Raw genomic sequence first — 14,470 nt, 5'->3', positions numbered from 1 at the left:
GTAGAGGTCGATGATAATCTGTAGTCGTGTTCTTTTTATAGAACAAAAAACCTGAATTTTGTTCGTTATTGGTTAATTGGCATGAAGGAGAAAGCGATGAATAACGACATCACTCTACAAATGGAAGATTTGCCGAATGAATTAAGGCTGCTCCTTGCGTTCCTGTCAGCGGATCATGAAGCGGATCTTGCCTTCGACTATCAGGAGCTGCTGCAGCAAGCGGACTGGGACCGGTTCATCGCGCTCGCGCGGCATCACCGCGTATTTCCTTCGGTGAAGCGCAGGCTGCACGAGCTCGGCTCGGTTGACATTCCGACATTCGTGGCGCAGCTGTTTCACCGGGACTATTACCGGAATACGCTGCAGATGCTCGCGCTTAGCGGAGAGATGGAGCAGCTGTCGAAAGCCTTCTCGGACAACGGGATCCGAACGTTGTTTCTCAAAGGTCCGGTCATTGCGGCCGACTTGTACGGCGATGTCTCGCTGCGCACCTCCTGCGACCTCGACATGCTCATTCCGATGGGGCAGCTGAACGGGGCCGAAGCGCTTCTCGTCTCGCTCGGCTACGTGAAGGACGAATATATCGTCTCCGTGCTGAACGACTGGAAATGGAGGCATCATCATACGACGTTTCGCCACCCGGACAAAGGGATCAAGGTCGAGCTGCATTGGCGCTTGAATCCGGCGCCGTCGAAGGAACCGGGCTTCAACGAGCTGTGGAGCCGGAGGCGGAAGAGCTCGCTCATCAACCGGCCGATTTACTATTTGGGTCGCGAGGATCTGTTCATGTTTCTCGTCTCGCACGGCGCGAGGCACGGCTGGTCCAGGCTGCGCTGGCTGCTCGACATCAAGCAGCTGGTGAATCAGAAGCTGGATTGGCCCGCATTGATCCGGCTGCTTCGGAAGCACCAGTACAGCCATATCGGAGGGCAGGCGCTGCTGCTTGCCGCCAGATTGCTGCGGCTGCCGCTGCAGGACGAGATGAAGCCGCTGCTCTCGGGCAGGAAAGCGCACTGGCTCGCGGAGGACGCGATGTTCTATGTCCACCGCATGGTCAATTTACATACGCCGCCATTGGCGGAGGAAATAAGCCGCTACCATAAGCGTTACTTGTTTTCCCTCATGACCGTCAGGCAAAAAATACAGTTTATCGCCAGCTTCCTGTTTCCTTATCACGAGGATTCGGAAACGCTGCCCCTGCCGAAGCCTCTGCACTTTCTCTACTTTCCGCTCCGCCCTTTCCTATGGGCATGGCGGAAAACGGGAATCAGCAAGTTTGGCCGACTATGAACGAGAAGAAGCGGGAGATGAAGATGAGAAATGTACTGGTTGCTTCCTACGACATGGAGGTAGGCGGGGTCGAACGGAGCCTGGCCGGCATGCTGGACCAATTCGACTACGCCTCGCACGCCGTCGATCTGATGCTTTACAGGCATCAGGGCGATTTCATGCCGCTGCTCAGCGGCAACGTCAATTTGCTGGGCGAGGTCGCCGAATACGCAACGTTTCGCAAGAGCATCGGAGAGACGCTGAGGGATAGGCAGCTGCCGATCGGCATCGCCCGGGTTCTATCCCGCGTTCACGCGCGTTTGCTCGGAAGCTGGAAGCGGATCGCAGAGCCGGGTTATATCCAGCAGCAGCTCATGTGGAAATACGCGCTGCCGTTCCTGCCGAAGACGGAGACGGAATACGACGTCGCCATCAGCTACTTATGGCCGCATTATTACGTGGCGGAGAAGGTGAAGGCCGGCAAGAAGGTCGCATGGATTCATACGGACTTCTCCACCGTGGAGACGAACCGTGCCATGGATTTGAAAATGTGGAACAAATTCGATCATATTATCGCCGTGTCCGATGCCTGCAAAGCTTCGTTCCTGGCGAAATACGGCTCGCTTAGCGCCAAAGTAACCGTGATCGAGAATATTATGTCGCCCGAGTTCGTGAAGGGCATGGCCGCGGAGAACGATCCGGACAACGCCATGAAGGCGGACAAAAGGTTCAAGCTTCTGACGGTCGCGAGGCTGTCCCATGCGAAGGGCATCGATCAGGCCGTCAAGGCATGCAAGCATCTCGCCGATCGAGGCTATGACCGGATCGCCTGGTACGTCGTCGGCTACGGAGGCGACGAAGGGATGATTCGGGAGCTGATCGCGCAATACGGATTGGAGGAGCGCTTCATCCTGCTCGGGAAACAAACGAATCCGTATCCGTTCATTCGCGAATGCGACCTTTACGTGCAGCCTTCCAGGTACGAAGGCAAAGCCGTCACGGTGACGGAAGCGAAAATACTCGGCAAGCCGATTGTGATTACCGATTACGCGACGTCCGCAAGCCAAGTGGTGGACGGCGTCGACGGCGTCATATGCGAGCTTAGCCCGGAAGGGATCGCCCGCGCGGTGGAGCGTCTCTATCACGACGAAGAGCTGCGGAAGAGGCTGGCGCGCTACCTTGACGGTCAAGACTACGGCAACGGCGGCGAGTTGGATAAGCTTTATCAATTACTGGCGTAGGCGACGGGAGCGTGGCAAGTCCGTGGATGTGAAGATCAGCGTAATCATACCGGTATACAATGCGGAGCCCTATATAGCCGATTGTGTACAGTCTTTGCTCGGCCAGACGCTTCAAGCATGCGAATTTATATTTGTCGACGACGGGTCTACGGATAAGAGCGGGTTGATTATTGAAAGCTACCGGCTGCGTGACGATCGGATTAAGCTCATTACCCAGGAGAACCAAGGCGTGAGCGCCGCGAGGAACGCGGGTCTTCGGGCAGCCGCGGGCGAGTACGCGGGATTCGTGGACGCGGACGATTACATCGCGCCGGATATGTACGAAACGCTTTACCTCGCCGCGGCGCAAAGGGATTGCGACGTCGTCGTGTCCAACTTCGAGAGCGAGATCGAAGGCGCGAAGGTCGTCACGGCGTATCCGTTTCGAGAGAATGCGGCATTGGACCGGGATTACATCCGGCAGCATATGATGCCTTATTTTCTTCAAACGGATGACCTGAATACCGCGGTGAACAAAATTTACCGGCTGAGCGTCCTGAGGCGGCATCGGGTCGCGTTTCCGGAGAAGGTGGCTCTCGGCGAGGACTGCCTGTTTAACATGCTGTTTTTCGGGCATGCCGCTTCGGCCTTCTACCTGAATTATTCGGGTTACTACTACAGGGAAGTGAGCGGCAGCGCCACCCGGAACATCGGGGAGAAGGATTATTTCGGGAAAGCGCTCGAGGTGTTTCTGTCCGATCCTCCTCCGATTTATGACGGGCTGCTCCCCGCCGAGCACGTAAACGAGTTGAAGTCGGTCCGGCTGATCAAAAGCATGCTTTCCTACATTTATATTTATTTAAAGCCAAGCAAGGAAATGAGCTTTCGAAGCAGGTACCGCTACGTGAAGCGGATGATCGCGAATAAGCACGTAAGGGCGGCGCTTCCGCTCTATTGGAAAGGACGCCGGGATGCGATCGGCAGGTACGAGAAATGCTTGCTGTTCATGGTCAAAGCCAGACTGACGCCGGGGCTGCTTGCCGCAGTGGTGTACAGCCGATCGAGAAATTTTTAATTCTGATTGCAATCGGGAGGAATTCGCAATGAAAATCATGATGTTTGCGCACGGGGGAAGCCTGAACAGGGGCTGCGAGGCGATCGTCCGCTCCTCTACGAGGATCATTAAAGAAAAAATTAACGGGGCCAAGGTGTACCTGGCATCGGAAAAGCCGCAAACCGATATGGTCATCCCGGCGCTGGACGGCATATACGACGGCTCTAGGTCCGACATTAAGCGCTATTCGGTGCCTTGGCTCGTTGCCGCGCTCCAAAATAAAATACTCCAGGACGAATCGTACGCGCTCGGGCTTATCGAGCAAAAGACGATTAACCGGATCAAGGACGTCGACGTATGCCTCTCGATCGGCGGCGATAACTATTGCTATGGAGAACAGCCGAATTGGTACGAGATCGACCGCAGGGTGAAAGCGCAAGGGAAGAAGCTTGTTTTGTGGGGCTGCTCGATCGGCGAAGAGGACATGTCCGAGCGGAAGCTGAACGATTTGAAGCGGTTCGACTTGATTCTGGCTCGGGAGTCGCTCACTTACGGCATGCTGAAGGAGAAGGGGCTGCCGAACGTCAAGCTGTGCGCCGACCCGGCCTTTACGATGGAGCAGGAGGAGCTGCCCTTGCCGGACGGTTGGCAGGAAGGGAATACGATCGGCATTAATTTCAGCCCTCTCGTATGGGAGCGCAATAAGAGGTCCAGGGAAGCGGTCAGGGAGCTCATCCATCATATTTTGAATACGACCGACATGACGGTTGCGCTGACGCCGCATGTCATCTACCAAGGCAACAACGATTACGAGGTGCTGACGAGCTTCTACAACGAGCTCAAGCATTCCGGGCGCGTTATTTTGTTGCCGGACCATTTGACGGCGGTCCAGTACAAAGGCTACATCGCGCGGATGCGGTTTTTTATCGGCGCACGGACCCATGCGACGATTGCCGCCTATTCCAATTGCGTGCCAACGATGGTGCTCGGCTACAGCGTCAAGTCGAAAGGGATCGCCAAAGATATTTTCGGCGAGGAGAAGCTCGTTCTCGGCATCGACGAAATTTCGGACAGCGCGAAGCTGATCGGCCATTTCGAGGAAATGGCGTCGGAAGAGGCGGAGATAAAGAGCCGGCTTAAGTCGACGATTCCGCGCATTAAGCAAATGTCCTACAAAGCGGTCGAATATTTAAGCGAGCTGGCATGAGGCGCGGATGAGAAAAAAACTACTGTTCGTTATGCCGAGCCTGTCGGCCGGGGGAGGGGAGCGGAGCCTCATCAACCTCCTCTCCCAAATCGACTATGGGCAGTTTGAAGTCGATTTGTTCCTGCTGAGCCACGAAGGGCTGTTCATGAGCATGGTTCCCGACGCCGTTCGAATCCTGCCGCTGCCGGAATCGTATACGCGGTTCTCGCAGCCGATCTGGGACGCCGTTCCGCGGTTATTGCTGAGAGGCAAGCCAACGCTTGCCTACGGCCGGATTATGTACAGCGTCGTGAACCGGACCGAATCGAACGTCGGGACGAGGGAGCAGGGAAGCTGGAAGTACATGGCCAGGGCGATGAACCGGATTGAGAAACGGTACGACGCGGCCATCGGTTTTCTGGAGAAGACGTCGATCTATTTTTGCGTGGAGAAGGTAAGCGCGGCGAAGAAGATCGGCTGGGTTCACAACGATTACGACAAGCTCGGGATGGATCCCGATTTCGACGTTCATTATTTTAAGCAGCTGGACCATATCGTTACCGTGTCGGACGAATGCGCGAGCGTATTGAAGAAACGGTTTCCGAACCAGAACGATAAGGTGAACGTCATTCACAACATCGTATCGCCATCCGTCATCAGGAGGCTCGCAGAGAAAGAAGCAAAGGATTTGTACGACAGGCAGGGCGACGAGCTCATTATCTTATCCATCGGCAGGCTGCATCCGCAGAAAGGCTTCGATCTGGCGGTCAAAACGTGCAAAAGGCTGGTCGAACGCGGTTATAACGTGCAGTGGAACATCATCGGCGAAGGGGAGGAGCGGGAGAAGCTGGCGGGGCTGATCAGGAAAGAAGGCTTGGCGGACCGGTTCAAGCTGCTCGGACTCAGGACGAATCCGTATCCTTACCTGAAGCAGGCGGACATTTATGCGCAGACGTCCCGGTTCGAAGGGAAAGCAATTGCGGTCGACGAGGCCAAAATTTTGAATAAACCGATCGTCGTGACGAATTTCAGCACGGCGAAGGACCAGATCGAGGACGGTATCGACGGCCTGATCGTCGAGATGAACGCCGACTCCGTAGCGGCCGGCATCGGCAGGCTGATTCAAGACCGCGAGGCCCGGAAACGGATGACGGACCATTTGTCCCGGCTGCAGCTCGGGACGGAGGGCGAGATTGAGAAGCTGTACAAACTTCTTGGATAGGTGGAAGGACCGTGAAGAAGAAACTGTTGTTCGTCATGAGCAATTTGCATTGCGGCGGGGCCGAGAAGTCGCTCATTTCCTTGCTGCATGCGATCGATTACGGCAAGTACGAGGTTGATTTGTTTTTATTCAAGCACGAAGGGATGTTTTTCGATAAACTGCCGAAGGAAGTTACGGTGCTGCATGCGCCGGACGACTATCCTTATTTCGACATGCCGATCAAAGCGGCCGCCCTCGGCTGCGTGAAGGCGGGCAGAATCGACCTCGCGCTGTCGCGGATCGGCGCAGGCTACGTGTTCAAGACGGAGAAAAACACGGCGAGGCGCGAGCAGCGGGCATGGAAATACGTAGCGAGATCGTTCCGGCCGCTCGCCAAGACGTATGACGCCGCGTTCGGCTATTTGGAGAAGTCGCCGATCTACTACATCGTCGAAAAGGTAAAGGCAGCCGTCAAAATCGGATTCATCCATAACGATTACGACAAGCTCGGCATGGATCCCCGGATCGATTACGATTACTTCGACAAGCTGGACAAAATCGTCACCGTATCCGAAGAATGCGTCACGATTTTGAAGGAGCGGTTCCCGTTGTTCGGCCACAAGGTGGAGCTCATGCACAATATCGTATCGCCGGCCACGATCGTCGATATGGCATCGGCCAACACGAATATCGCGCGAAGCGGGGTTACGGTAGCCTCCGTCGGAAGACTTAATTACCAGAAAGGCTTCCCGCTCGCGATCGAAGCATGCGAGCGGCTCGTGAAGGACGGTTACGAGGTGAGATGGTACATCGTCGGCGACGGCGAAGAGAAGGATCGCCTTGCGAGATTGATTGCGGAGAAGGGGCTGCAGCATTCCGTCATACTGACGGGGCTTCAAGAAAATCCGTATCCCTATATCAAGCATTGCGATATTTATGTGCAAACTTCCATGTTCGAGGGGCGCTGCCTGACGATTACGGAAGCGAAAATATTGAACAAGCCGATCGTTTCGACCAATTTCAAGGTTATTTACGACCAGCTCGTTCATGAACAGAACGGTCTCATCGTGGAGCAGGACGCCCTTGCCGTGTATGCCGGAATCAAGCGGCTCCTCGAAGACGAGCGGCTTAGAAGCCGGTTCGTCGACAACTTGAAGAAGGAATCGCTCGGGACCGAGCAAGAAATCGATAAGCTATACCGTTGGATCAGCTGAGCGAGGTGGTAATTGTTTATGCTATTCGAAATCGCGGCATTGCTATTATTAGGTCTGGCCGTTCTCGTCGTTCTAATCGACGTCGCGCCGATTTTTCGGGATTGGCTGAGCAGAATTCATATCGGGCGATACGAGGATAAGGAGCATTGGAATTCTTCGATAACGAAAGCGGGGATGAAGTGGCTGAACCGTACGCCGAAAATCAAAGTGACCGACAATACGAGATTCGTCGTCCTCGATATGCTGCGCGGCAACTATACGAAGAGCGCCATTCAACATTGGCAGGAGGCGTCGCTGCTGCTGGGGCTTTACGAATATTTGAGACATAGCCGCGACCGGAAGACGGAAGACGAGATCCGGACGTTTCTGAACGCGAAATTCGACGCTGCCGGCGGGTGGAAGCAGAAGCCCGGGCAAATCGACGCGGCGATCCTCGGCTATGCCGTCATGAAGCTCGATTTCGTGGACGTGAATCGCTACAGGAAAGCTTTCGATGAGATTTGGGAGCTGATTAGAGATCATATCGGCGAAGACGGCACCGTGCAATACCGCAAATCGATGAAGCATTACCGGTATGTGGATACGATCGGTTTCATTTGCCCGTTCCTCGTCGCCTACGGGACCAGATACGGCATTAAGGAGTGCGTAACGCTTGCGGTTAAGCAGCTGCAGGAATACGAGCGGCACGGAATGCACGGGAAATATTACATCCCGAGCCACGCGTACCATCTTGATAGCGCGATGCCGCTTGGCTTGTACGGCTGGGGAAGAGGGCTTGGATGGTTCGCGATCGGTCTTGCGGACGCCTGGCTCGAGCTGCCAGCCGGGCATGGCTCGAAGGCCGTGCTCGAGGAGATGATCAAGAAGTTCGCGGGCAGCGTCCTCGACTTCCAACGGCCGGACGGCAACTGGAATTGGTCGGTCGCCCGCGGCGAATCGCGGCCCGATTCTTCCACGACCGCGACGCTCGGCTGGTTTCTGCTGCAAGCTTCGAAGATCGGGGAAATCCGCGAGAGCTGCGAGCGGGGCGCGAGCCTTGCCGTCCGTTATTTGATGAAGGTGACGCGGCGCAGCGGGGCCGTCGACTTCTCGCAAGGCGATACGAAGGACATTGGCGTCTATTCGATGCTGTTCAATATTTTGCCTTTTACGCAAGGCTTCTGCATTCGGGTCGTCAATCACCACAACCATTCAAAGGTCGTGTAGAGATGCTCAGATAGGAGATCCAAATGAGAGTAAAAAGTTCATTGCTCAACATATCGGCCGGGCTGGGCAACCAACTCGTCATTACCGCGCTTAGCTTCGTCTCGAGAACGGTGTTCATCAACAGCCTGGGCATCGAATATTTAGGCATCAACGGCTTGTTCACAAGTATTTTGGCTATGCTCACGCTGGCGGAGGCCGGCATCGGCTCGAGCATCGTCTACAATCTGTATAAGCCGGTAGCGAACAACGACCAGCCCAAAATATTGGCCTTGATGCGGCTGTATAAGCGGGCATACCTGATCATCGCGGGCGTCGTCATGCTGCTCGGGCTTGGACTCATGCCGTTTCTGGGGCTGTTTATCAAGGAAACGAACGTCGAGCATCTCACTGTCATTTACCTCTTGTTTCTCGTCAATACGGCCGCTCCCTATTTGTTTGTCTACAAGCATTCCTTCTTGAACGTCAACCAGAAAAATTATATCGTGACCGCTGTTTTTTCAATCTCGGCCATCGTATCGACCTGCATGAAGATCGCCGTCCTGCACTTCACGGAAAATTACATCCTGTATCTCGCACTAGAGAGCCTGTTTGCCATTGTAACGTCAGTCATACTCGTTGTAATCGTCGACAAGCGGTATCCGTTCTTAAAGCAGAAAGCGCAGGTCGGGCTCGATGAAGAGACGAAAGCGAATTTCAAAAAAAACATGAAGGCGATCATTTTGCAGAATGTGGGCAACTATTTTATTTTCGGCGTGGACAGCATTCTGATCTCCTCCTTTGTCAGCCTTGTTGCCGTCGGCCTTTACTCCAACTATAAAATGCTGATCGATATATGCCGGACGCTTCTGAACCAGGTGTTTGCCAATATGTATCACAGCCTCGGCAATTTGATAGCCAAGGAAAGCCCGGACGCCGTATACCGCATTTATAAAGTCACGCAGCTGCTCAATTTCTGGCTGTATTCGCTGCTCGCCATCGGCCTCTATTTACTGGTCGGTCCGCTCATCGATTTATGGATCGGTCCGGACTACAAAATGAGCCATGCCGTGCTGCTGATGCTCGTGCTTTGCTTCTATGAACGAGGCATGCGCAATTCGTTGAGCGCCGTGAAGACGACCGCAGGCATCTTCCATGAAGACCGGTTCACCCCATTAATACAAGCCGTCGTCAATCTGGGCGTTTCGTTTGCGCTCGTGCAGGCGATGGGCATTGCCGGCATCTTCCTCGGCTCTTTGTTGAGCGCTTTGCTCGTTCCTTTCTGGTATACGCCTCTCCTTGTCTATAAGAAGGTGTTCCGCGAGCCGGTTAGCCGTTATTACGTTCACTATTTCAAATATACCGCAATTGGCACCGCGGTTTGCTTGACAGCGGGCGCCGTCGGCAGACTGCTGCCGGTAGATACGCTGCCGTGGTTCCTGCTGCAAGGTCTCATCTGCCTTCTGCTCGTCAATCTCATCTACGTCGTGCTTTTTCACCGAACGGAAGAATTCCGTTACTTGCTTGGAATCGCCCGGACTGTGCTGGAGAAGGCTTCAAGCGTATCCGCGATATTCCGGAAAGTCGCCGGACATGGCCGCAATATGGAGGTTGGCGGAAAATCGTAACGCTTCTGTGACAAGCTACATAAGGTGAGAGTAAAACGGAGGTGAAGGTAATGAGTCAGAATGGGTCTTACCGCATTGAACTGATCCGTTTTCAAATCAACAACGCGGGCCAGAAGCCGGCGGAAACGACAAGGGGGATCAATCAAGCGCTCGATTGGGCCAGATCGGAGGGGTATACCCATGCGGTTCTCCCGGCCGGCTTTTATCTCGTCCAGCTCGATCCCGACGAGCACTACGCGATCCGCATGCAGAGCGGACTGCATCTGGAGCTCGAGAGCGGCTGCGAAATCGCTTTGCAAGCGAATACTTCTCCTAATTACAACATCATAGAGATGAGAGGAACCCGGGGCGCCAAGCTTTCCGGCGGCAAAATTACGGGGGACAAAAAAAGCCATACCTATGAAATCTACGTCAAATTCGTAAGAGGCGGCGTCAATATGGATGGAACGCCGAACAACGATCCGAAATGGATACGCAGCGAGGTCATCGACCGCTACGCCAATCCCGGCCTGCTTGCGAACTTCAGGGTTTGGAGCATGCCCGGCGTGAACGCGCCCGGCTATCATTTCTATCAATACAAGGATACGATCGCCAAGGAGACGCTGGTAGGCTACCGTACGAATGGCGCGTTCGCTCCCGCGAATCCGAATGGAAGAGGATGGTTCCTGAACGAAACGAACGATATGAGCAACAATAATAAAATGATCATCGCGATTCCGCTCACGACGGCGCTGACGAATCAGCAAATCGCCGCGCTGCAAGCGAAGATCGACCATACCCATTACACGCACGAGAGCGGATTCGGGGTTGCTCTGTACGGCTGCAACCATATCGAAATAAGCGAAGTGGAAATTTCGCACTGTACGGGCGATGGTATTTTTACGGGATGGGAGCAGTACCATCTCGATCCGGCGCAATATACGCAGGAGCAGATGGGGCAGCACATACGCATTCACGACTGCCGCATACATCATTGCAGAAGACAGGGCATATCGCTGACCGGTTCGAACGATACGCATGTTTACCGGAACAACATACATGATATCGGTTACGACGATGACGGCGTAACGACGAATTTTCGGAACGGCACGCCTCCCATGTTCGGCATCGACATCGAATCCATGTACGGCGAAACGAACATTCCGATCAAGACGCCGGACCGCACGGACGGTCTTGAGCTGAACTACAGAATCCATGTCTCGGACAACTATATCTATAACAATGTCAGAGGGCATCTCGTCAATGCGGACGGGACCTACGTCACGGTGGAAGGAAACACCTTCGAAGGGTATAACGTCGGAGGGATCGGTGCGAACCCTAATTTCCCCGGAGTCAAATACGTCGACAACACGTTCATCGGCTGCGAGCTGTCGGTGCAAGGCGACAACTATGTTAACGGCGCCGTCTTTATAAACGGCAACTTGAAGCTGCTCGACGTACAAGGCGCGGTCGTACAAAATTGCCAAATCAAGAACGGCCGGTTCTTCGGCACGACCGCCTACGGTTATCTCGGAACGCCGTCCGTCAACGCGGCAGCGGGTACGTTCACGTATGTCGCCTCACACGGCATAGGCAACGGCGCGCAAGTCGCTTTCGAGCAGTGGATCGGCAAGGTCCCGTCGGGGATTAGCGTTGACAAGCTTTATTACACGGTCAACGTGACCGCGAATTCCTTTCAAGTATCCGAGACGCAAGGCGGCACTCCGGTCGCGCTAATTGACGCCGGCCAGAGCGGATTTAACATCAGCCGATTCAACTACGGCAGGTGCTACATTTCCGATATTACGCTCGAGAGGGACTGGCGCACGGATAATGCGCTTGCCCAGCACTTCAATCTGCTTACCGCGGGGGCCGTCATCAAGAACGTAACGGTCAAAAACTACGACGTGTCCGTAATGGTGCCGCAAGATTACGCCGGCCGGCCGACAAGCATAGACGGCTTGACGCTGATCGAAGGCTCGGCCAGGTTTGAAGGCTGCCATATTAACAATGCGGAATTTGTACGGGCGAAGTCGCCGGCGATGGGATGGACGGACATCCAGCTCGGCTCCAATAATGCCAGGTATACGCGACAGGTCACGCTTCGGGGCGGGCTGCTTCAAAATCTCGGGGTCATGCTCGACGGCAATTCGCTCGTGAACGGAACGACGTTTCTCAATGCCGCAATAAGCAAAGCGGACAATACGAACAAAGCGGTCATCGTTCATTCGCATCTGGACAACACCAGAGTCAATTTGAACTGGATCCGCCAAAATCAATCGGTTACGATCGCAAAATCCGTTTTTAGAGGCGTCACGATAGCAGGCACGGCTCCGTATTTGCGGCTGGTTGACAATACGGACTTAGGAAGTGCTTAAATAAACCTCTGGCTGCGCTGAATAATAAGAGATCCCTGCAGACGTAACCGCTGCAGGGCGTTTATTTGCCGAACTGTTCTTTATTACGCACAACTATGCGATCTATGATTGCAAAGAGAGGAGAAGATCGAATGGCAATCTTACTAACGGGCGGTGCAGGGTACATCGGAAGCCATACTTGCGTAGAACTGCTGGAGGCGGGCTATGAGGTGGTCGTCGTCGACAACCTGGCCAACAGCCATTCCGCCGCCTTGGACCGCGTCGCCGAAATTACGAACAAAGGCTTTACGTTTTACCGGATGGACCTGCTCGATCGCGATGGGCTTGACGGCATTTTCTCGAGGCACCCGATCGAAGCGGTCATCCATTTCGCCGGGCTCAAGGCCGTCGGCGAGTCGGTCCGGCTGCCGCTTTCCTATTACTATACGAATATTACGAGCACCTTGGTGCTGTGCGAGGTCATGAAGAAGCACCGCGTCCATAAGCTCGTGTTCAGCTCGTCGGCAACGGTATACGGCCTGCCGGAGCAGGTGCCGATCCCGGAGCATGCGCCGCTTGGCGCGACGAATCCTTACGGCCGGACGAAGCTGATGCTGGAGCAAATTTTGCAGGACTTGTCCGCGTCGGGCGGCGAGTGGGGGATATCGATCCTCCGTTACTTCAATCCGGTCGGCGCGCATCCAAGCGGTCTGATCGGGGAAAATCCGAACGGCGTTCCGAACAATTTGCTGCCGTACGTCTCGCAAGTGGCGGTCGGGAAGCTGAGGCAGGTGAACGTCTTCGGCGACGATTATCCAACGGCGGACGGAACCGGCGTCAGGGACTATATCCACGTCGTCGACCTCGCGGCGGGGCATGTGAAGGCGCTCGAGCGGATCATGAACAAATCCGGGGTCGACGTCTACAACCTTGGCACCGGTCGGGGCTACAGCGTGCTCGAGATGATCGCCGCTTTCGAGAAGGCTTCGGGATGCAGCATTCCGTACGCGATCACGAGCCGCCGGCCGGGCGACATCGCGGTCTGCTACGCGGATACGTCCAAAGCGAACGAAGAGTTAGGATGGACCGCCATTCGAGGAATCGAGGAGATGTGCGAGGACGCCTGGCGCTGGCAAAAAACGAATCCGAACGGCTATGGGCAGGCGAGCGAAAGCGCGGAGCTGGATCTGGCTTTGTAGCTTGCATGCCAAGCTAGTTTCCCAGACCTAACCGAACGCCGCCTAATCCCTGGCTCCGCTAACAACACTTAAAGAAATTCGACAAAAAATGTAATTATCTCTCAATTTTGTGAGACACAAACCGACAGTATGCGCAGTTCGAGTGGATTATAATACTGTTATTGAAAGCCAATGACAAGCATAGGGAGACGATGAAATGCGTTTAGTATTTGGGCACCTTAAACGTATGGAGTCAGTGGTGCAACCGTCCCAAAAAGAATGGGGGACATAGGATTATGGTACTTGTGCCATCGGAAGATCATCAGGAGTTGGACATGGAGTGGGTAACCTTGATTATGCGCGCGCGATCGATGGGGTTCAATCAAGACGAGGTTCGCAAAATTATTAAGGTGCTGGCGGAAAGCGGCAAGGACGGCATGGAAGAGACAGCCGTTTAGACGCGAAAAAAGCGCTACTCGCGCTTAATTTTCCACTTGTTGAATTCCAGAAATTCTTTGAATTGATCTTTGCTGACGCCAGAGGCCATGGCTTCCCTAACGAGTTCGGCCCACTCGCTGTCAAGCTGCTCGGTTTTGTCACCGGATTGCTCATTATTCAAAAAATCTTCAACCGTCACGTTCAGTACGGCGCCTACTTTTTCGAGAAACTGGATCGAAGGATTTTGTTGGAGCCCCCGTTCAATGGAGCTTAAATACGACTTAGCGACTCCCGCCCTCTGGGAAAGCTCGGTTAGCGAAAGGCCCTTCCTCTTGCGCAGCGTTTGAATGCGTTCTCCAATCATGACGAACTCCTCCGTTATCACATAAGTGCGGTCTTCTTCCCATTATAACGAAAAACGTTAGTTCGCGAAAGCATGAACACGAATGTTAAAGTATTTTAATGCGGATTTGAACGGATTTTAGATCGCACGCCGTTTCAAAAGGAGCAGACCAAGGATTATTCCTTGGTCTGATTTGTTCCTAATTCCATTTTTTGTATATA

General features: G+C 54.2%; 12 protein-coding genes and 1 riboswitch. Of the genes, 11 read left to right on the top strand and 1 reads right to left on the bottom strand.

Annotation, left to right across the window (positions count from 1 at the left end):
- Window positions 1–96: 96 nt before the first annotated feature.
- From IDH41_RS26010 to IDH41_RS25960, 11 genes are all read left to right on the top strand, one after another.
- A complete protein-coding gene (locus IDH41_RS26010; RefSeq protein WP_190866382.1) occupies window positions 97–1,290 on the top strand; it encodes a nucleotidyltransferase domain-containing protein in 1,194 nt (397 codons plus the stop codon).
- Window positions 1,291–1,313: 23 nt separating this feature from the next.
- A complete protein-coding gene (locus IDH41_RS26005; RefSeq protein WP_190866380.1) occupies window positions 1,314–2,510 on the top strand; it encodes a glycosyltransferase in 1,197 nt (398 codons plus the stop codon).
- 22 nt (window positions 2,511–2,532) lie between these two features.
- Window positions 2,533–3,564, top strand: a complete 1,032-nt coding sequence (locus IDH41_RS26000; protein WP_190866378.1) for a glycosyltransferase — start codon at window positions 2,533–2,535, stop codon at window positions 3,562–3,564.
- A 28-nt stretch (window positions 3,565–3,592) separates the two neighbouring features.
- Window positions 3,593–4,750: a polysaccharide pyruvyl transferase family protein gene (locus IDH41_RS25995; RefSeq protein WP_190866376.1), complete on the top strand. Its 1,158-nt coding sequence runs from the start codon at window positions 3,593–3,595 to the stop codon at window positions 4,748–4,750.
- Window positions 4,751–4,757: 7 nt separating this feature from the next.
- The gene (locus IDH41_RS25990) at window positions 4,758–5,951 is read left to right on the top strand and encodes a glycosyltransferase (protein ID WP_190866374.1); all 1,194 of its coding nucleotides are present in this window, start codon (window positions 4,758–4,760) and stop codon (window positions 5,949–5,951) included.
- An 11-nt stretch (window positions 5,952–5,962) separates the two neighbouring features.
- Window positions 5,963–7,144, top strand: coding sequence for a glycosyltransferase (locus IDH41_RS25985; protein ID WP_190866372.1), 1,182 nt, complete (start codon window positions 5,963–5,965; stop codon window positions 7,142–7,144).
- 18 nt (window positions 7,145–7,162) lie between these two features.
- A complete protein-coding gene (locus IDH41_RS25980; protein WP_190866370.1) occupies window positions 7,163–8,350 on the top strand; it encodes a glycoside hydrolase family 88 protein in 1,188 nt (395 codons plus the stop codon).
- A 23-nt stretch (window positions 8,351–8,373) separates the two neighbouring features.
- Complete coding sequence (locus IDH41_RS25975; RefSeq protein WP_190866368.1) at window positions 8,374–9,954, top strand: lipopolysaccharide biosynthesis protein; 1,581 nt, start codon at window positions 8,374–8,376, stop codon at window positions 9,952–9,954.
- A 50-nt stretch (window positions 9,955–10,004) separates the two neighbouring features.
- Window positions 10,005–12,311, top strand: coding sequence for a right-handed parallel beta-helix repeat-containing protein (locus IDH41_RS25970; RefSeq protein WP_190866366.1), 2,307 nt, complete (start codon window positions 10,005–10,007; stop codon window positions 12,309–12,311).
- 131 nt (window positions 12,312–12,442) lie between these two features.
- Complete coding sequence (galE, locus tag IDH41_RS25965; RefSeq protein ID WP_190866364.1) at window positions 12,443–13,489, top strand: UDP-glucose 4-epimerase GalE; 1,047 nt, start codon at window positions 12,443–12,445, stop codon at window positions 13,487–13,489.
- A gap of 175 nt (window positions 13,490–13,664) precedes the next feature.
- Window positions 13,665–13,748: riboswitch (cyclic di-GMP riboswitch) on the top strand.
- A 16-nt stretch (window positions 13,749–13,764) separates the two neighbouring features.
- Window positions 13,765–13,926: a hypothetical protein gene (locus IDH41_RS25960; RefSeq protein ID WP_190866362.1), complete on the top strand. Its 162-nt coding sequence runs from the start codon at window positions 13,765–13,767 to the stop codon at window positions 13,924–13,926.
- 14 nt (window positions 13,927–13,940) lie between these two features.
- On the opposite strand, the gene IDH41_RS25955 is transcribed toward IDH41_RS25960, so the two are convergent.
- Window positions 13,941–14,270: a helix-turn-helix domain-containing protein gene (locus tag IDH41_RS25955; RefSeq protein WP_190866360.1), complete on the bottom strand. Its 330-nt coding sequence runs from the start codon at window positions 14,268–14,270 to the stop codon at window positions 13,941–13,943.
- Window positions 14,271–14,470 lie beyond the last annotated feature (200 nt).

This window comes from Paenibacillus arenilitoris (assembly GCF_014705655.1).
GTDB classification, from domain to species: domain Bacteria; phylum Bacillota; class Bacilli; order Paenibacillales; family Paenibacillaceae; genus Pristimantibacillus; species Pristimantibacillus arenilitoris.
This window is presented reverse-complemented; position numbering and strand designations above follow the sequence as displayed.